Source organism: Kribbella sp. NPDC003557, assembly GCF_040610805.1.
In the GTDB taxonomy this organism is placed as follows: Bacteria; Actinomycetota; Actinomycetes; order Propionibacteriales; family Kribbellaceae; genus Kribbella.
This window is the reverse complement of record NZ_JBEXMY010000013.1, coordinates 1-18602: the sequence shown is the minus strand read 5'-3', so window position 1 is coordinate 18602 and position 18602 is coordinate 1. Positions and strand designations below refer to the sequence as shown.

At 70.9% G+C, this 18602-nt stretch carries 17 protein-coding genes; 1 reads left to right on the top strand and 16 read right to left on the bottom strand.

The window, feature by feature from the left end:
* Positions 1–184 precede the first annotated feature (184 nt).
* The 13 genes from ABZW60_RS38355 to ABZW60_RS38295 all read right to left on the bottom strand — a co-directional run bounded on the left by ABZW60_RS38355 (position 185) and on the right by ABZW60_RS38295 (position 13783).
* Positions 185–835 carry an NUDIX hydrolase gene (locus tag ABZW60_RS38355; protein ID WP_355485497.1) on the bottom strand — a complete coding sequence of 217 codons (651 nt, stop codon included), beginning with the start codon at positions 833–835 and terminating at the stop codon, positions 185–187.
* Entirely contained in the window at positions 832–2550 is a 1719-nt protein-coding gene (locus ABZW60_RS38350; protein WP_355485496.1) for a CTP synthase, read from the bottom strand. The genes ABZW60_RS38355 and ABZW60_RS38350 overlap by 4 nt, the downstream gene beginning before the upstream one ends.
* Before the next feature lie 21 nt (positions 2551–2571).
* Positions 2572–3597 carry a glycosyltransferase family 4 protein gene (locus ABZW60_RS38345; protein WP_355485495.1) on the bottom strand — a complete coding sequence of 342 codons (1026 nt, stop codon included), beginning with the start codon at positions 3595–3597 and terminating at the stop codon, positions 2572–2574.
* Entirely contained in the window at positions 3594–5171 is a 1578-nt protein-coding gene (locus tag ABZW60_RS38340) for a lipid II flippase MurJ (RefSeq protein ID WP_355485493.1), read from the bottom strand. The genes ABZW60_RS38345 and ABZW60_RS38340 overlap by 4 nt, the downstream gene beginning before the upstream one ends.
* Positions 5150–5959 carry a hypothetical protein gene (locus ABZW60_RS38335; protein ID WP_355485491.1) on the bottom strand — a complete coding sequence of 270 codons (810 nt, stop codon included), beginning with the start codon at positions 5957–5959 and terminating at the stop codon, positions 5150–5152. Before ABZW60_RS38335 ends, ABZW60_RS38340 begins: the two co-directional genes overlap by 22 nt.
* A gap of 1 nt (position 5960) precedes the next feature.
* Positions 5961–6908: a copper transporter gene (locus ABZW60_RS38330; protein WP_355485489.1), complete on the bottom strand. Its 948-nt coding sequence runs from the start codon at positions 6906–6908 to the stop codon at positions 5961–5963.
* Positions 6905–8086 carry a putative cytokinetic ring protein SteA gene (steA, locus tag ABZW60_RS38325; protein ID WP_355485488.1) on the bottom strand — a complete coding sequence of 394 codons (1182 nt, stop codon included), beginning with the start codon at positions 8084–8086 and terminating at the stop codon, positions 6905–6907. Before steA ends, ABZW60_RS38330 begins: the two co-directional genes overlap by 4 nt.
* A gap of 97 nt (positions 8087–8183) precedes the next feature.
* On the bottom strand, positions 8184–9914 hold the full coding sequence (recN, locus tag ABZW60_RS38320) for a DNA repair protein RecN (protein ID WP_355485486.1): 1731 nt from the start codon (positions 9912–9914) through the stop codon (positions 8184–8186).
* Complete coding sequence (locus ABZW60_RS38315) at positions 9914–10852, bottom strand: NAD kinase (RefSeq protein ID WP_355485484.1); 939 nt, start codon at positions 10850–10852, stop codon at positions 9914–9916. The genes recN and ABZW60_RS38315 overlap by 1 nt, the downstream gene beginning before the upstream one ends.
* A 12-nt stretch (positions 10853–10864) precedes the next feature.
* A complete protein-coding gene (locus ABZW60_RS38310) occupies positions 10865–11680 on the bottom strand; it encodes a TlyA family RNA methyltransferase (protein WP_355485482.1) in 816 nt (271 codons plus the stop codon).
* Positions 11681–11693: 13 nt separating this feature from the next.
* On the bottom strand, positions 11694–12104 hold the full coding sequence (locus ABZW60_RS38305) for a hypothetical protein (protein ID WP_355485480.1): 411 nt from the start codon (positions 12102–12104) through the stop codon (positions 11694–11696).
* A gap of 1 nt (position 12105) precedes the next feature.
* Positions 12106–12603, bottom strand: coding sequence for a polyhydroxyalkanoate synthesis protein PhaF (locus ABZW60_RS38300; RefSeq protein WP_355485478.1), 498 nt, complete (start codon positions 12601–12603; stop codon positions 12106–12108).
* A gap of 76 nt (positions 12604–12679) precedes the next feature.
* Positions 12680–13783 carry an HAD-IIA family hydrolase gene (locus tag ABZW60_RS38295; RefSeq protein WP_355485476.1) on the bottom strand — a complete coding sequence of 368 codons (1104 nt, stop codon included), beginning with the start codon at positions 13781–13783 and terminating at the stop codon, positions 12680–12682.
* Positions 13784–13807: 24 nt separating this feature from the next.
* Between ABZW60_RS38295 and ABZW60_RS38290 the strand changes: the two genes are divergently transcribed.
* Entirely contained in the window at positions 13808–14959 is a 1152-nt protein-coding gene (locus tag ABZW60_RS38290; protein ID WP_355485474.1) for a DUF1015 domain-containing protein, read from the top strand.
* 4 nt (positions 14960–14963) lie between these two features.
* On the opposite strand, the gene ABZW60_RS38285 is transcribed toward ABZW60_RS38290, so the two are convergent.
* Genes ABZW60_RS38285 through ABZW60_RS38275 form a run of 3 tightly spaced genes read right to left on the bottom strand, consistent with a single transcriptional unit; the run spans position 14964 to position 17695 of the window.
* Complete coding sequence (locus tag ABZW60_RS38285) at positions 14964–15827, bottom strand: CHAD domain-containing protein (protein WP_355485473.1); 864 nt, start codon at positions 15825–15827, stop codon at positions 14964–14966.
* Between the two features lie 3 nt (positions 15828–15830).
* Positions 15831–16889 carry a hypothetical protein gene (locus tag ABZW60_RS38280; RefSeq protein ID WP_355485471.1) on the bottom strand — a complete coding sequence of 353 codons (1059 nt, stop codon included), beginning with the start codon at positions 16887–16889 and terminating at the stop codon, positions 15831–15833.
* Entirely contained in the window at positions 16886–17695 is an 810-nt protein-coding gene (locus ABZW60_RS38275) for a hypothetical protein (protein WP_355485469.1), read from the bottom strand. The genes ABZW60_RS38280 and ABZW60_RS38275 overlap by 4 nt, the downstream gene beginning before the upstream one ends.
* Between the last annotated feature and the right edge of the window lie 907 nt (positions 17696–18602).

Below are 18602 nucleotides of genomic sequence, written 5' to 3'. Positions count from 1 at the left end.
CCAACCTCGGGGCGGAGTGAGCTGGACAATGTGACATCGTTGTCAGCAACAAATACCCGGCTACCCACCGCACGTCAAGCACTACAGCAAGTTCCGCAACCATCCATCGAAGGCCGGACGGTGAGGTTGGGGAGGATCTCCTGCCCGATCCGGGACAGGATCCTCCCCAACCACTTCGGACCTTTCAGGCGTCCTTTGCCGGCCAGGGGGTGTCGGCTGGGCGGAGGGTGTCGAAGCCGGGGCCGTTGAGGGCTGTCCAGGCGGCCAGGGCGCCCATGATGAGGATGGGGTTCTGGAGGTGGCCGGCCAGGGCGGCTGCGACTACGTCCAGGAGCGGGGCCCAGACCGTTTCCATGTCGGCCTCCTCGTGGAGGCGTTCGAAGGACTCGTCGGCGGGTGAGAGGTCGCGGGCCAGGAAGATCCGGACCGCCTCGTTCGTCAGGCCGGGTGAGGTGAACGCGTCGACCAAAATGCGCCAGTCGGCGGCCTTGGTCGCGGTCTCCTCCCAGAGCTCGCGCTCGGCACCCAGGCGGTACTGCTCCCCCTGCACGTCGAGCAGCCCGGCCGGCGCCTCCAGCAGCTTGTAGCCGACCGGATGACGGTACTGGCGCACCAGCAGCATCCGGTTGTTCTCGTCCAGCGCGACCACACCGACGGCCCCGGGATGGACGACGACATCCCGCACGAACTGCTCACCGCCGGGCGGCTCGATGGTGTCGCGGCGGACCGAGATCACCCGGCCGGTCTCGTGCACGGTCTCCGACGCGGACACCGGCCAGCGCTCGGGCTGATCCGCCAGCCCGGCGCCGAACCGCAGCTCGGGGTAGTCCGTCATCGAGCCTTGACCGTCTCGGCCTTGGCAGCCTTCTTGGCGGCCGGCTTCGGGTCCTCGACCGGGAGCCTGGACTCGCGCTGCCGGTCGAGCGCAGCCGCGACCAGGCCGGAGAACAGTGGGTGCGGCTTGGTTGGCCGCGACCGCAGCTCCGGGTGCGCCTGGGTGGCCACGAAGTACGGGTGCACGGACCGCTCCAGCTCGATGAACTCGACCAGCTCGTTGTCCGGGGACAGCCCGCTGAACACCAGCCCGGCGGTCTCCAGCTTGTCCCGGTACGCGTTGTTGACCTCGTAGCGGTGCCGGTGCCGCTCCTGCACCGACGGGGCGCCGTACAGGTCGCGGACGATCGAGCCGTCGGCCAGGTTCGCCGGGTACAGCCCGAGCCGCATCGTGCCGCCCATGTCCCCGGTGCCGGAGACGATGTGCTTCTGCTCCTCCATGGTCGCGATCACCGGCTGCTCGGCGTCCGGGTCGAACTCGCTGGAGTTCGCCTGGTCCAGGCCGGCCAGGTGCCGCGCGACCTCGATCACCATGCACTGCAGGCCGAGGCACAGCCCGAGGATCGGCACGCCCTGCTCCCGGGCGTACCGGATCGCGCCGATCTTGCCCTCGATCCCGCGCACCCCGAAACCGCCCGGGATGCAGATCGCGTCGACGTCGCCGAGCAGCCGGGCCGCGGCCTCGGGCGTGGCGCACTCGTCGGAGGCGATCCAGCGCAGGTTCACCTTGGCGTCGTTGTCGAACCCGCCGGCGCGCAGCGCCTCGGCGACCGACAGGTACGCGTCCGGCAGGTCGATGTACTTGCCGACGAGCGCGACCGTGACGTCGTCCTTCGGGTGGTGCACGACCCGCAGCAACTCGTCCCAGCGGGTCCAGTCGACGTCGCGGAACGGCAGGTTCAGGCGGCGGACGACGTACGCGTCGAGGCCCTCGGCGTGCAGCACCTTGGGGATGTCGTAGATCGACGGCGCGTCCGGCGCCGCGACCACGGCCTCGGTGTCGACGTCGCACATCAGCGAGATCTTCCGCTTCACACCGTCCGGGATCGGCCGGTCGGAGCGGCAGACGACCGCGTCCGGCGCGATACCGATCGAGCGCAGCGCGGCGACCGAGTGCTGGGTCGGCTTGGTCTTCAGCTCGCCGCTCGGCGCGAGGTACGGGACCAGCGAGATGTGCAGGAAGAACACGTTGTCCCGGCCGACGTCGTGGCGGACCTGGCGGGCCGCCTCGAGGAACGGCAGCGACTCGATGTCGCCGACCGTGCCGCCGATCTCGTGCAGGACCACGTCGACGTCCGGGCCCGCCATCGCGAGCATCCGTTCCTTGATCTCGTTGGTGATGTGCGGGATCACCTGGACGGTGTCGCCGAGGTACTCGCCGCGGCGCTCCTTGGCGATCACGCTGGAGTACACCTGGCCGGTGGTCACGTTCGCCACGGCGGACAGGTCACGGTCCAGGAAGCGCTCGTAGTGGCCGATGTCCAGGTCGGTCTCGGCGCCGTCGTTGGTGACGAACACCTCGCCGTGCTGGAACGGGTTCATCGTGCCGGGATCGACGTTGAGGTACGGATCCAGCTTCTGCATGGTGACCCGGATGCCGCGCGCCGTCAGCAGACTGCCGAGGCTGGACGCCGTCAGTCCCTTGCCGAGACTGGAGGCCACGCCGCCGGTGACGAATACGTGCTTGGTCTGCTGGGAATTCAAAGCCCTGTCCACGGGCCTCCAGCCTACCGCTTGTCAACCACCGGTCGCGACGAGACCCGCGTAGATGTCGAGCAGATTCTTCGCCACCGCGTCCTCGTCCATCCACCGGGCGGCCAACTCGCGGCCACGTGTCCGCATAGCGTTCGCGGTGTCGGGCTCCGCCAGGACCGCCCGGACGCCGTCCGCCAGCCCGTCCACGTCACCGGGAAACGCCAGGACAGCGCTGTCGCCGACGAGTTCGGGCACGCCGCCGACCGCGGTCGACACCACGGGTACGCCGACCTGCATCGCCTCCTGCAGCACCAGCGCGCGGGCCTCCCAGTGCGATGTGAGCAGAAACACATCGGCCGCACCGAGCAGATCGGCCACGTCGCCGCGATGGCCGAGCAGCCGGACGGGGAGTTGCTCCGCGTCGATCCGCGCCTGCAGGTTGTCCCGCAGCGGCCCGTCACCGACGACGACGAACACAGCGTCCGGAGTCGACTCGTGGACGCGGGCAGCCACGGACAGCAATGTCGGGTAGTCCTTCTGCGGCGCCAGACGACCCACCGTGAGCACGACACGACGGTCGCCGAGGCCGAGATCCCGGCGTACCTCTGCACGCGGCGTCCGGATCTGTGGCATCGCCGGAGCGGCGACAGGTGCGAGCTGCGCGTTGCGGGCGCCAAGGCTCCTGGCGAGCTCCACGAGGTCGCTGGACGCGCCCAGAGTCACGTCGGCGCCTCTGGCAACCAGCCGCTGTCCCATCCGCATCACGAGGCCCTTGGGGCCGGGCGTGATCACCGCGTTGTGCCAGGTGACGACCAGCGGGCGCAGCCTCGACCGGTCGCGCAGCGCGGTCATGCCGGCGCGGTAGCCGTGCGCGTGGATCACGTCGCAGCCACGCAGCCCCGCGGCCTGGGAGACGACCGTCGCCGGAGCGAAGTCGAAGTGCTCGGCCGTGCCCGGCGGGGCGCACACCAGCACCTCGTGACCGGCGCTCACGAACCGCGGCACCAGCGAGGCGACATGCTGCCCGATGCCGCCCCGCGACTCCGCGAGCAGCAGCCCGATCCTCATGGTTTCTCCCGTCGAACGAGTGCGCGGGCGTCCGCGCGATCCAATGCAAACACGACCACGGCGTACACGACGACGACAGCCAGCCCGGAGAGTACGGCGAACACCACCGCCTTGCCCGGACCGGCGTCTCCGGCCGGTACGGAGACGGCCCAGCCCGCCGCGCCGGCCAGCGCAGCACCTGTCAGCGCGGCCAGCGTCGCACGGGGCAGCCCTGCGAGCGCTCCGCCTCCCGCTTCGCGCCAGAGGGCCAGCAGCAGTACGACGGCGCCGGCCACCATCCCGACCGACATGGCCGCCGCCAGGGCAGGTACTGCGGCCCACTGGGCAGTCAGCACCACACCGGCAACCGCGACGAGCACCCACGCACCAGAGGTCACGACTGCGACCTCACGCCCGCGATGTCGTGCATAGAGCACCCGACCGGCATGCATCAGTACGGCGAACCCGATCGCCGCTGGTGCGAAGAACAGCAACGCGTCGACCAGCGCCGACGCCCGCGACTCCTGCACGGCGCCGTCGTCGTACGCGAAGATCCGCGCGACCGGCACCGCCGTACCGACGAGCAGTGCGGCACCGGCTCCACCCGCCAGCATGACCGCTCGCGTAGAGGCCGCCGCGTAGCGGTCGAAGCCCTCCCCTGACTGGAAGGCTGCGGCCAGCCGCGGGAAGACGGCCGTGGTGATCGGCACAGCCAGCACCGCGTACGGCAGCAGGTAGACCGCGTTTGCCCAGGTGTAGACAGCGATGCTGCCTGCCACGCCACGGTGGTTGGCCAGGTACGTCGTGACGACGAAGGTGAGCTGTTGCGCGACAAGTACGGCCAGGCCGGCGACTGCGAGCTTCCGCAGGACCGGTCCGACACCGGGGTCGAGTCTTAGCGTCGGTCTGATCGGCAGGCGAAGCACGAGCATCGGGACCAGCACTGTCAGCGCAAGAGCGAGCACACCAGCTGTGGTACCCCAGGCCAAAAGGTCGGTCGCGCCTTGCGAAGCACTGTCCGCATTCGGTGCCGCCGCGGCGAACAGGAAATACGTGCCGACGACGACCAGGCTAGAGATCAGCGGGGCCCAGGCACCGGCCGCGAAACGCTTGTGGGACTGGAGAACGGCCGTGGCAACCACCGCCACGGCGTACCCGAAGACCTGCGGTACGAAGATGGCCAGCATCCGGGTCGCGGTCGCCGTCGACGAGCCGCAATCCGCGCCGGGGTCCAGCATCGCGTCGGTGTACTGCCCGGCCAGAAGCCAAGCCAGCAAGGCGACCGGGGCCAGCAGCACGAACGACCAGGACAGCAACGCCCCGATGATCCGCCCCTGCGCCGCCCGGTCCCCGCGCGCCACCGGCCCGGCCAGCACCGGAATCACCGCACCCGCAAGCGCTCCGCCGGCGACGACTTCGAACAGGATGTTCGGCAGCTGGTTCGCCGTCGTGTAAGCCTCGGCCAAACAGCCGGCACCGACGGTCTTGGAGAAAACCAGCCACCGCCCGAACCCGACAACCCGCGCCAGAACAGTGACGGCCGCGACAATCAGAGCAGCGCGGGCGAGTCTGCTCACCTGGGGCGTCGGCCCCACTGGTCGATCTTGTCGAGCACGGGGGTGTCGGCGATCACCTTGGTGAAGCTGACCTTCTCGCTGGCCAGGTTCAGGCCGACGACGGCCGCCAGGACGAGGGTCTTGAGCGGACGCGGCAGCGACGCAGCGAGCGCCGTGCCGGTGATGGCGCCCAGACCGTTCGCGCCGCAGTCGCCCAGCATCGAGCGTTCGCCGAGGTCGGACGGCGCGGACGCGGCCGCGGCACCGACGACGGCGGCGGCCGGACCGCTCACGACCGCCAGCGGCGCGTTCACCGCGGCGACAGCCTTCAGCGCACGGCCCGGACGCAGGTCGAGCAGGTTGGTGAGGTTCGCCGTGCCGGCGATCAGGGCGCCGTCGGCAACGACCCCGGCGACAGCCTGCACGCCACGCGACTTCCGCGGCAGCAGCGCCGCGGCCGCGATCCCGGCCGCGCCGACACCGAGGATCTTCACCGCGCCGCTCGTCACCTCACCGCGCTTCAACGCGCTCAGGTGACCGCGGAAACCCTTCGCCTGCGTGGTTCCGCGCAAGTCGTCGTACGCACCGACCGCGCCCGACACGGCACCGGCGACCAGGGCGGCCGTCTTCACCTTGCCGTTGCCGCGCGACGCCGCGACACCGGCCAGCGCGCCGAGCACCGCCACCGGGCCCTCGAGCAGCGTCACCGGCTCACCGCGGTGGTTGGTGCGCACGAACGGCTCCCGGTTCTCCTTCGGCAGCTTCTCCGCCGCGCGCTCCAGCCCGGCGGTAGCGGCCGCGGCGATGGCGGCGCTGAGAATTCCCACGTCAGTTGTCCTTAGTCTGTACGGCCGACGGCGCGACGCCGTTCTTCGCGTTGATCGCGCCGTACTGCCCCGCCTTGCCTTCCGCCTGCTCGACCAGCGAGAAGACGACCGTTGCCTGTCCGGCGGGGATGTCGGCCACGTCCACCGAGGAAACGATCTTGGTGGCCTCGGAGTCACTCCGCAAGGCCTTGAGCAGTCCGCCGTCGCCCGCGGTCGCCGGCGTCCCCGCGACCACGGCACCGCCGCTGCCGGTGTCCAGGCCCTCGATGAAGTCGACACTGTCGTTGTACGCCGAGTTGTCCGGCAGCGGCGTCGGCGGCTTCGCCGCGATCACCAGCACCAGCGTCGCCCGGTCCTTGATCTGCGACGGCTTCAGCGACAGCAGCTTCGCGCCGGTCATCCCGCTGATCACCTTGGTCGAGTCGGCGTCGCCGGTCTTGCCGTCCTCCTTGGCCGCGATCCCGCGGGCGAGCAGCAGCCCGGCCCGCTGGTACGTCGTGCTGTCGGTCGGGATGTCCATGTCCGCGGTGACCAGCTGGTTGACCAGCGTCTCGACGAGCTGCCGCTGCCCGGTGTCGAACAGCTTCGTGTCCAGCGCGACCTTGGTGCTGACGACGGCGCCGGCCTTCTCGACCTCGTCCTGCACGCTGTTGGTCAGGTCGTTGTCCGCGTTCGGCATCGTGACGATCGCGATCTTCTTGTTCGCCAGCTTGCCGCTCGTCATCCCGGCGGTGACCTTCGCGACGTAGTCGTCGCGGTACTTGTCGAGCGCCTTCACCTGCACCAGCTCGGCCCGGGCGTCGGCCAGCTGCTGCCGGTCCTTCTCGGCCTGGCTGGCGACGAAGTCCTTGCCGGTGCTCTTCAGCGGCCCGGCGCCGAGCACCACACCGGCGCCCAGGGCGAAGAAGATCGCCACGATCGAGACGATGTGGTAGCGAAAGTCGATCACGTGAACAGCTCCCGGATCCAGTAGACGAAGTCGCTCCAGCGCGCCCGCAGGATCGACCAGACGACGTCGTCGGCGCCGATGGCGACCATCGCCACCCCGACCGCGAACAGGCCGGCCACCATCAACGCGACCACCTGCAGCGTCGAGACCCGGCTGCGGTACAGCCGGCCGACGCCCTTGGCGTCCACCAGCTTGGCACCGACCCGCAACCGGGTGATGAACGTGCTGGCCATACCGGAGCGCCCCTTGTCGAGGAACTCCACCAGCGAGTTGTGGGTGCCGACCGCGACGATCAGCGACGCGCCCTTGGAGTCGGCCAGCAGCATCGCGACGTCCTCGCTGGTCCCGGTGGCCGGGAACTCGATCGACTCGACACCGAGCCGCTCCAGCCGCTCCGAGCCCGGCGCGCGGCCGTCGCGGTACGCGTGCACGACCACCTCGGCGCCCGACTTCAGCGTGTCGTCCTTCACCGAGTCCATGTCGCCGACGATCAGGTCCGGGGCGTACCCGTTCTCGACCAGCGCGTCCGCGCCGCCGTCGACCCCGATCAGCACCGGCCGGTACTCACGGATGTAGGGCTTCAGCGCGACCAGGTCGTCGCGGTAGTCGTACCCGCGGACCACGATCAGGACGTGCTTGCCTTCCATCGGCGTGTGGATCTCCGGCACGCCGACGCCGTCGAGCAGCAGGTCCTTCTCGCGGCGCAGGTACTCCAGCGTGTTCGCGGTGAAGGCCTCGAGCTGCGTGGACAGCCCGGCGCGCGCGTCGTCCATCAGCTGCGCGACCGATTGGCTGTCCTGCGACAGGCCCTTCGCGACCACCTCCTGGCCGCGGTACAGCGTGCCCTCGTCGAGCCGCACCTGCTCGCCCTCGTGCAGGACCGAGAACACCTCGCGGCCGACGCCGTCGACGAGCGGGATACCCGCTTCGACGAGGATCTCCGGGCCGAGGTTCGGGTACCGGCCGCTGATCGAGTCGGCCACGTTCACCACGGCGGCGACCCGGCAGTCGACGAGGGCCTCGGCGCTCACCCGGTCCAGGTCGACATGGTCGATGACCGCGATCTCCCCCGGCTTGAGCCGTTTGGTGAGATTCTTGGTACGCCGATCCAGCCGGACCACGCCGGTGATGCCGGGCAGTTCAGTGGGTCGTGCTCTCCGCAGGCTGGGCAGTTTCATCGCACCCTCATCCTGCCATGTCAAGAGCCCTCTCCCGGCTCATTTACCCGGCGAGGGACTTGTTCACGCACTGAAATAACAGTGACTGTGCGTCAAATCATCCTTTTGAACGACTCTTCCGTCGCGGTTTGTGGCGCTCGGCCGCCAGCGCGAGCAGCTCCTCGGCATGCGCCTGCGCGGCGTCGGAGTTCTCCAGGCCGGCCATCATCCGGGACAGCTCCTTCAACCGGGCGTCGTCGTCGAGCGCGACCAGACCACTCGTGGTGACGGACCCGTCGTCGCTCTTCAGGACGACGGCATGACGGTCCGCGAACGCCGCGACCTGCGGCAGGTGGGTGACCACGATCACCTGCGCCTTCTCCGCCAGCCGGGCCAGCCGCTTGCCGACCTCGACCGCGGCGCGGCCGCCGATCCCGGCGTCGATCTCGTCGAACACCAGCGTCGGCACCGGGTGCGTGTCGGACAGGATCACCTCGAGCGCCAGCATCACCCGGGACAACTCACCGCCGGACGCCGCCTTCTGCAGCGGGCGGGCCGGACTGCCCGGGTTCGCCGCGAAGCAGAACTCGACCTCGTCGATGCCGAACGGGCCGGGCGTGGTCTCGTGCACCTCGACCGACAGCTTCGCGTGCGGCATCGCCAGCCCGGTCAGCTCCTCCGACACCGCGACGCCGAGCCGCTCGGCCGCCTCGATCCGGGCCTCCCGCATCTGCCGGCCGAGGTCGGCGAGCGTCGCGTCCAGCTCGGCCAGCTCGGCCGTCAACTGCTCCACCCGCTCGTCGCTGCCGTCGAGCTCGGCCAGCCGCTCGGCCGACCGCTTCGTCCACTCGATGACCTCGTCCACGGTGCCCTGGTCGGCGCCGTACTTGCGCACGAGGTTGGTGAGCAACGCCCGCCGCTCGCTCACCACCGCCAGCCGGGCCGGATCCGTGTCGACATCAGCGGCGTACGACGAGAGCTCCTGCGCCAGGTCGGCCGCGAGGTAGCCGAGCTCGCCGGCTCGATCGGCCAGCTCCGCGAGCTTCGCGTCGTGCTCACGCTCCCCGTCCAGAACCTGTTTCGCCAACGCCAGCAGGCCGAGCACGTCATTCGGCCGGGTGGCGTCGAGGTCCTCCGACGCCAGCGCGTCGGCCGCCGTCGTCGCCGCGGTCCGCAGACCGTCGGCGTACGCGAGGCGTTCTTCCTCGGCCGCGAGCTCGGCGTCCTCACCGGGCAACGGCTCGGCCTTCGCGACCTCGTCCAGGCCGAACCGCAGCAGATCAGCCTCGGCGAGGCGCTCGCGCTCGCGGGTGGTCAGCTCGGTCAGCTCGGCCTCGACGTCGCGGTGCCGCTTGTACGCCGCGGAGTACTCCTGCAGCGGCACCAGGACCGCCTTGCCCGCAAAGGTGTCCAGCGTCTCGCGCTGCCGCGCCGGCTGCAGCAGCCGCCACTGGTCGGCCTGTCCGTGGATCGCGACGAGATCGCCGGAGACCTCCCCCAGCACCGACACCGGGACGGACGCGCCACCGAGAAAGGCTCGCGACCGCCCCTCCGACGACAGCTCGCGCGCGATCAGCAGCTCGTCGTCGTCGAGCTCACCGCCACGGTCCTCCGCCTGCTGCACGATCGCCCGCGGTACGGCGCTCGCGCGGCCCTCCACGCGGGCGCGGCGCGTCCCGTGCCGCACCAGACCGCTGTCGGCGCGGCCGCCGAGCAACATGTTCACGCCGGTCACGACCATCGTCTTGCCGGCCCCGGTCTCGCCGGTGACGGCGGTGAAGCCCGGGTCGAGGTCCAGCGTCGCGTCCTCGATCACGCCCAGCCCGGTGATGCGGATCTCCGAAAGCATCAGTTCTCCTGTTGACCGTTGCTGCCGTTGCGTTTGCGCTCGGCGGCCCCACGCCAGCCGAGCACCGGGAGGTCGAACTTCGCCACCAGCCGGTCGGTGAACGGCGCCTCGTGGGCCCGGGCCAGCCGGACCGGCACCGAACCACGCCGGACCTGGATCTCGGCGCCGGGCGGCACCTCGACCATCCGCCGGCCGTCACACCACAGCACGCCGCGCCCGTGCCAGGACGGGACCAGCTCGATCGACAGCCGCGACGTCGGCGCCACCACGATCGGCCGCGAGAACAGCGCGTGCGCGCTCAGCGGCACCAGCAGGATCGCCTCGACCTCCGGCCAGACGATCGGCCCGCCGGCCGAGAACGCGTACGCCGTACTGCCGGTCGGGGTCGCGACCACGACACCGTCACAGCCCCACCGCGACAGCGGCCGGTCGTCCACCTCGACCAGGACCTCGAGCATCTTCTCCCGGGCGGCCTTCTCGACACTCGCCTCGTTCAGCGCCCAGGTCTCGAAGATCAGGTTGCCGTCGAGCCGGACGTCGACGGCCAGCGTCATCCGCTCCTCGACCGTGTAGCTGCGGTCCACCACCACCTGGACGATCCGCTCCAGGTCGTCGACCTCGGCCTCGGCCAGGAACCCGACATGGCCCAGGTTCACCCCGAGCACCGGTGTGCCGTGCGGGCGGGCGAGCTCGGCGCCGCGCAGGATCGAGCCGTCGCCGCCGAGCACCATGATCAGCTCGACGTCGTTGGCGGCCTTCTCCGGGTCGTCGACGATCTCGGCCGGGTCGAGCTTGAGCTCGTCGGCCTCGCCGCCGAGCAGCCGGACCAGCATCCCGGCGCCGGTCAGCAGCCGGTGCGCGTCGCGGGCCACCTCGACCGCCTGCTCCCGGCCGGTGTGCGTCACCAGCAGCACGCGCCGCGGCTCGTGCTCAGCCACCCTGCCTCCCACTCACTGTGGACCGCGCTCGATCGCGGTTTGCAGCATCGTCTCATCGAGAGGCGGTGCTTCCCTGCGTATCCACAGGAAGTATTCGACATTTCCTGACGGTCCAGGCAACGGGCTGGCCGCGACACCCTCGATCCCCCAGCCCAGCTCGTGCGCCTTGGCGGCGACATTCCTGACCGCGTCCGCGCGGAGTTCGGGGTCCCGGACGACTCCGCCCTTGCCGAGCCGCTCCTTGCCGACCTCGAACTGGGGCTTCACCATCAGCACCAGATCGCCGTCCGGCGTCACCACGCCGATCAGCGCGGGCAGCACCAGCGTGAGGCTGATGAAGCTCAGGTCGCTGACCACGAGGTCGACCGGTTCGCCGCCGATGTCGGCCGGGGTCAGCGTCCGGACGTTCGTCCGGTCCATCACCGTGACCCGCTCGTCGGTCTGCAACGCCCACACCAGCTGGCCGTACCCGACGTCGACGGCGATCACGTGCGCGGCCTCGTTGCGCAGCAGTACGTCGGTGAAACCGCCGGTCGACGCACCGGCGTCGAGCGCGCGACGGCCCTTGACCCGCACCGCCGGAAACGCCTCGAGCGCGCCGATCAGCTTGTGCGCGCCGCGGCTCGCGTAGCCGGGGTCCTCGTGCTCCGACGTGTCGACGACGATCGGGGCGTCCGCACCGACCCCGGTCGCGGGCTTGCCGGCCACCGTTCCCGAAACCTTCACCTTGCCGGCCGCGATCAGCTCGCTCGCGTGCTCACGTGAGCGGGCGAGCCCACGCCGGACCAGCTCGGCATCGAGTCGCGACCGCTTGACTCCTTTGGCCACTCGGGGTTTCCGGCTATCCCCGCTCGCCCTGCTCGGCGTCGGCCTCGACCAGGGCGGTCTGGAGCCGCTCGTGCAGGTCGGCGTACACCTCGCCGTGCTCGCTCACCGGCTTGTCCCGCAGCTCGTCCAGGCGCCCCATGGTCTCCTCGACCAGCGGGTGGCCGCCCTCCTCTGCCGGGTCCTCCGCGGAGCCTGCGTGGAAGGAGTGTTCGTGTTCCTCGCCGGGGGCACGGGCGAACTCCGGGCCGAACTCGACCTCCGCGGGGTCGACGTGCTCGGCGGGGTGCTCAGCGGCGTCCTGGGCACCGGGCTCGGTGTCGTAGTCGGGGTGGGTCTGCGGCTCGTCGTAACGGTCCGGCTCCTGACCGGGCTCGACGTCCGGGTCCACGTCCGGTGGGAACTGCTCGCCGGGATGCTCGGTCATGTCAGGCCTTCTTCGCGGTCTTCTTCGCCGGAGCCTTCTTGGCCGCCTTCTTCGCCGGGGCGCTCTTCTTGGCCGCCTTCTTCGCAGCCTTCTTGGCCGGAACCGGAGCGTCGACCACGGTCGCCTCGACGACGTCGTCCACGTCGTCCAGGCCAGGCGCCGGCTCGGCGACCCGCTCGGACGCGGCGGCGTGCGCCTCGGCGAGCTCGGTCTCCAGCGCCTTCACCCGGCGGGTGAGCGCCGCGACCTCCTCGGAGCGCACGAACCCGAGCCGCGCGACCGCGCCCTCGACCTCGTTCGACACGATCGCCTGCAGCAGCTGCCGGTTGCTCTTGCTGGTGGCAACGATCTCGTCGGCCAGCTCACTCGCTCTGCTGGTCAGCGCGTCCGCTCCGGTCTGCTGCAGCAACGCCTTCGCAGCCGTCTGGGCCTTCTGCTTGGTGACCTCGGTCAAGCCGCTCGCCAGTTGTACGTAGCCGCGCAGTGCGTCCAACACCATGACTGCCTCCTCGCATCGTCCCCAGCAACGGTATCGCCTCGCCGCCGCAATACCAGCCACCCCCGTGGTCCGGGCCCTACTTGTCGAGCCCGATGCGGTGCAGGGCGGCGTCCAGGGCGATGGAGTCGGCCGTGGGCGCTGGCTTCGGGCGGGGGCGGCGACCTCGGGTGGCCTTGGTGGGCTTGGGCGGTTCGGCGGGCGCGTCGACCGCGGCCCAGACCGCCGACAGGATCGCGCGGAGTCCGTCGTACGGCGCGCCCTCGCCCTTCACGGCAACGGCGTTGTTCACGACCTCCGCCGTCCAGCCGCCCGAGGTGTGCTTCGCGCCCTCGACGGTCACGCCGGCCTGCTTCTCGGCCAGCGCACCGAGCCCGGCCGCGACGTACGTCGGGCGCTGGTGCCTCGGCGCCCGCGCCAGGTCGTACGCGTCGTTGACGCCGGTCGCCACCCACAGGCTCGCGATGCCGACCGCGTTCGCGCCCTCGATGTCGGAGTCCAGCCGGTCCCCGATCATCAACGGCCGCTGGGCTTCCAGCCGCTCGATGCTGGTCTCCAGCAGCGGCGGCTCGGGCTTGCCGGCGACCACCGGGTCCACGTCGACAGCGGCCCGGACCGCCTGCACCAGCGTGCCGTTGCCCGGCGCCTTGCCGCCCGCGGTGGGGATCGTCAGGTCGAGGTTCGTCGCGAACCACTTCGCGCCCTCGTTGATCGCGTGCGCGCCGTCGGCGAGCATCACCCAGTTCACGTCCGGGTGGAAGCCCTGCACGACGGCGACCGGCCGCGCGTCGCTCGACCGCACCGGCGTCAGCCCGTACTCCTCGAGCGCGACGTGCAGCCCCTCGCCGCCGACCACGAGCACCGGGGACCCCTTGGGGAACTCGCTCGCGATCAGCTTCGCGGCCGCCTGCGCCGAGGTGACGACGTCGTCGGCGATCACGTCCAGCCCGAACGACGCGAGGTGCTCGGCAACGACCCGGGCCGGCCGGCTCGCGTTGTTCGTGATGTACCCGATCCGCATGCCTTCCTTGGCGGCCTTGCGGAGGTTCTCCGGCGCGTCCGGGACCGGATCCGGGCCGACGTACACGACGCCGTCCAGGTCCAGCAGCGCCACGTCGTACCGGCTCGCGAGCGGTTCGTCACACGCCGACAGCGGCTGCGGCGATTGACGTTCCGCGCTCATGCTTCACCCCGTACGATTCCGCGCATGCCGGATGCCAGGGCGGTGCTGCGACTCGACCCACTGCGTGCCTGGCGGTTCGTCGCGGGCAAGGTGAGTGCGCTCGGCGCGGTCACGTCGCCGCCGTACGACGTGCTGGAACCCGCCATCGTCCGGCGGCTGACTGATTCTGATCTGCACAACATGGTGAGGCTCATCCTTCCACGCGATCCGGACCTCGGCCCGGCCCGGTACGACGAACCCGCGCAGCGGCTCGCCGGGTGGCAGCGGGACGGCGTCGTGGTGCAGGACGAGCGGCCCGCGTTGTACGTGTACGAGCAGCGCCTGGGGAACGCCGTACTGTGCGGGCTGGTCGGTTCGCTGCGCCTGGACCCGACGCGTCAGGTGGTGCTGCCGCACGAGGACGTGATGCCGCACTGGGTCGACGACCGGCTACGGCTGATGGAGGCCACGGACGCCGACCTGGAGCCGATTCTGCTGGCCTACGCGGACGGGGGCGCGGCCAGCGATGCTGTGGACGCGGCGCGGTCCGGCGAGCCGTGGCTGGAGGCTGAGACGTACAACGGCGCCGAGCACACCATCTGGCGGATCGACGACCCTGCGGTGCTGGCGACGATCGAGGCGGAGCTCGCCAAGCACGAGGCGGTCATCGCGGACGGGCACCACCGGTATGCGGCGTACCTGGAGCGCCAACTGCGGGAGCCGTACCGGCCGAGCGCTGACGTCGGTCTGGCGATGCTGGTCGACTACGTCCGGCATCCGTTGACGCTGGACCCGATCCACCGCGTTGTGCCGGGTCTTGATCTGGCGACAGTGCAGTCCCGTACGCCGTCCGACTGGCAGGTGCGGCCGGGCCGCGCGGAGGGTGACCCGGACCGGATCTCAGTCACCGACGGTTCCAGCTGGCTGACTCTTCACACCACTTCCCCGGCGCCCTGGGTGACGTTGTTGCACGATGTGCTGTTGCCGGCGTGGGGTGTGGTCGAGGACGACATCACGTTCCATCACACGCTGGCCGACGCGCTGGCGCTGGCTGGCCCTCAACAGGCCGCTGTAGAGCTCACAGCTCCGCGGATGGACCAGGTACTGCGGTCAGCCGCGCTCGGCGTTGCCCTGCCGCAGAAGGCGACGTCGTTCGGCCCCAAGCCGCGGGTGGGTCTGCTGTTCCGGACGCTGTGAGGGGTCAGGGCCGGTGGTACAGGCTGAGGAACTGCTCGCGAAGCGGCTTCCGCGCGGCCCTGTGGCGCTCTGTGAGCCGTCCGAGGGTGAAAGAGAGCTCCGGGTCGTCCTGAGCGGCTGCGTCGACTGCCATGGCAGTCAGGGCGTCTGCCGCGGCGCAGTGGTCCTGGTGCTGGCCCAGTAGCTCCTGGTACGTCGCTGCGTGTGCTGCGGTGGCTCTTGCTTCGTCACCGAGTACGGACGCGCTGGTGTCGGCGGCGTACCGGACTCGCTTCGCCAGCAACCGCACCTCGTGCCAGTCGTCGTCGGACGTCCAGGGCTTGAGCTTGTCGGCTTCCTGGGTGAACTTGACCGTGGCGGATCGCAGGAGCTGCGGGAGGACCTCGCTGCAGGGCTTGGCTGCCTTGGCGTTGAGGTCGGGGCCCGCCGCGACGGCTTCGATGGTGGTGAGCAGGGCCTGGGTGGATTCGCCGAGGACGACCTCGGCGGAGCGGGCCGCGGCGCGCTCCAGGCCGAGTGTGAGGGTGGTCAGGATCGTGTCGACGTGCTCCTGGTTGTCCTCGCTGCTGGCGCTCTCGCGGACGAGTTCGGCGATCACCTCGAGGTCACGCGCTTCGCCACAGGCCTGTGCGAGCGCCGCCAGGTCCGCGCGCAGGTCGGTCGCCCAGTCCCCTGCCAGCAGCTTGCGGAACAGCTTCAGGTCGCTCCGCAGCCGCCGGCAGGACACCCGGACCTGATGAATGGCGTCGTCCTCGCCGTTCTCCACCATCCCGACAGCCTTCTCGAGCCGGCGCGCGCCTTTGGCGAGCGCCGCCCCCACCAGCGCCCCCACCGCGTCGCCGGCCACCGGTGCGCTCGCAACCCCCACGCGCTACTCCTCGCTGCTCTTGGACTCCCCGTCCGACTCCCCATCGTCGTCCACCCGAGCCACCCCGTCCACGCCACCCGTGTCACCCACGCCACCGGAAGCCACGCCCGCGTCGACCACATCGCCCGCGTCAGCCGCATCGACGACATCAACCACGCGGTCCCCGTCATCCACGTCTTCCGCGTCTTCTGCGTCGTCTACGTCGTCCAGGTCAGCCGCGTCAGCCGCGTCAGCCGCGTCGACGACGTCGACCGCGTCGTCCAGGTCAGCCGTGTCGGCCACATCGACGACGTCGGCCACATCGTCCGCATCGGCCACATCGCCGGCGTCAGCCGCGTCGTCCGTGTCCTCCACGTCGGCGCTGTCCTCCACGTCGGTGGGGTCGTCGTCCTCGTCCTCGAGGTACTCGTCGTCCAGGACGGTGTCGTCCTCGTCGAGGTCGGTGAACTCGAGGCCTTCGAGCTCGGCGGCGCGCTCGGCCGCCCCGGTCAGGCCGTCACCGTCGACGCCGGCAGCCCGGTGGAACCAGACCAGCGCCTCATCGGTGCGCCCGGCCTCCGCCAACGCATCGGCGTACGCGTACCGCAGCCGCGGCAGCCAGTCCGCCCGCGTCCGCTTGGTCAGCTCCGGCACCTCGAGCATCTGGATCGCCGCCGCGGTCTGCCCCTTGTCACGCCGCGCCCCGGCCGCCACGATCAGCAGCTCGACCTGAGTCGGCTCCGACAGATCGTGGACGTGCTTGTCCTTGGTCAGCGCCAGTGCCTTGTCCGGCCGCCCGAGCGCCCGCTCACAGTCGGCCATCATCGCGAGAACCTCGTGGTTCCCGGTCATCCGCCGTACGGCCCGGAACTCGGTGAGCGCCTCGTCGTAGTGCTCGGCCAGGTACGCCGTGATCGCCACAGCCTCCCGTACGCCGCCGAGCCGCGCAGCCAACCGCCGCGCCGTCCGCGCGTGCTGGTACGCCAGCTCCGGGTCCTCGTCGAGGAACCGCCCCGACGCCACCAGGTGCTGCGCCACCAGGTCGGCGAGCGTACGCGGCAGCGACCGCAGCTCAGCCTTCACCGACCGGTCGAGCTCGGCACCGGTGATCCCTTCCGGAATCTTCGGGTCGTCGCGCCGCGGACCGACCTTCTCCTCGCGCTCCTCCCGCCGGAACCCGCCCCGCCGGTCGTCCCGCCGATCATCACGTCCACCGGACCCACGCCGCTCGTCGCGGCCACCGGTCCGCCCACGCGAATCCCCGGTCGCCGAACGACCCCGCGAGTCACCCCGCTCGTCCCGCCGGAACCCACCACGCTCACCCCGCCCGGGCCCACCGGCCCGAGCCAGCCCACGCCCCCGCGAATCCCCCCGCTCGTCCCGCCGGAACCCACCACGCTCATCACCACGGTCGTCCCGCCGGAACCCACGGTCGTCCCCCGACCGCTCGTCCCGCCGGAACCCCCGCGAGTCCCCACCACGCTCATCCCGCCGCGCACCCCGCGCGTCGTCCCCACGGTCGTCCCGCCGGTACGACCCACCGCTCGCACCACGCTCGTCCCGCCGGTACCCGCCCCGGTCCCCACCGCGCTCGTCCCGCCGGAACCCACCGCGCTCATCACCACGGTCGTCCCGCCGGTATCCACCCCGGTCGTCACCACCACGATCATCGCGCCGGTACCCACCACGGTCGTCGCCACCACGAGCGTCACGCTGGTAGCCACCACGGTCGGTGCCGCCACGGTCGTCGCGCCGGTAGGACCCACGGCTCTCACTACCGCGGTCATCTCGCCGGTACCCGCCCCGGTCCCCACCGCGGTCATCTCGCCGGAAGCCACCGCGGTCGTCGCCGCCACGGTCATCGCGGCGGTAAGACCCGCGGCCCTCACCGCCGCGATCGTCGCGACCGCCGTCGCGCCGCGAGCCGGCTACACCACGGCCCACACCAGGCCCGCGCCCGGACCCACGATCATCCCGCCGGTATCCACCCGCGCGATCATCCCGCCCACCGCGCTCGGACATCTGCCCGCCGAACGGATCCCGCTCAGACTTGTCATCTCCTCGAGAGCCGGCAAACCCCCGCCGGTTCTCGTACGAACTCTCGTCCCGATCCCGGTACGACGAACCACCAGAACGCCCACCGGAGCCACCGGACCGCCCACCGGCAAAACCACCCGGCCGACTCGGCCCACCACTCCGACCACCGGCGCCACCCGCAGAACCGCCACGCCCCGCACCAGACCCCGTACGCCCCGCGCTGGAACCGGTACGACCAGCGCCAGACCCGGTACGACCCGTGCCGGAACCCGTGCGACCAGCCCCGGACCCGCCACCAGAGCCCGAACGACCCGCGCCGCTACCGCTCCAACCAGATCCTGTGCCGCCACGGCCGGCGGCAGAGCCTCCACGACTTCCGCCGCCCGTGCCCGAGCGACCTGCTCCAGGGCCCGTGCGGCCAGTACCTGAGTTCGAGCGACCGGAGTCCGACCGTCCACCACCGGAACCGCCCGAGCGGCCGGCGCCTCCGGAGGAACCGCGACGGTCCCCAGAGCCGGAACGAGGATTGCGAGGTGGCGTAGCCACGGTGACTCCTAACGATGCTGAAGAGCAGTAATCGGACAAACGTTACCGCGCCCGCAGCGGAGGTGACGTCCTGGTCGGCGGCCGCCGACCCTCCACAAATGTTAAGGGCCACCCCGATTGGGGTGGCCCTTAACAGTGTGAATGTCCGGCGGCGTCCTACTCTCCCACGACCTCCCGGTCGCAGTACCATCGGCGCTGGCGGGCTTAACTTCC